This window comes from Methylobacterium sp. C33D (genome assembly GCF_053345825.1).
This window is the reverse complement of sequence record NZ_JBKFAV010000166.1, coordinates 1-326: the sequence shown is the minus strand read 5'-3', so window position 1 is coordinate 326 and position 326 is coordinate 1. Positions and strand designations below refer to the sequence as shown.

General features: G+C 69.9%; 1 pseudogene. It reads left to right on the top strand.

Going from position 1 to position 326, the window contains the following annotated elements:
• Positions 1-326 (top strand): annotated as a pseudogene (locus ACLBXO_RS31885) (amidophosphoribosyltransferase); the annotation flags it as partial.

Here is a 326-nt window from a genome sequence, read left to right as displayed (position 1 = left end):
CTCCGAGGAGGGGATCGAGTCGATCCGTTTCGCCGGCGCCGTGCCGATGCGGCCCTGCATCTTCGAGTATATCTACTTCGCCCGGCCGGACTCGGTGGTGAACGGCAAGAGCGTCTACGCGGTCCGCAAGGCGGTCGGCCGCGAGCTGGCCCGCGAGGCCGCGGCGCCGGCCGACATCGTCGTGCCGGTGCCGGATTCCGGCGTTCCGGCGGCGATCGGCTTCTCGCAGGAGACCGGGATCCCGTTCGAGATGGGGATCATCCGCAACCACTACGTCGGCCGGACCTTCATCCAGCCGACCCAGTCGGTGCGCGAGCTCGGCGTGC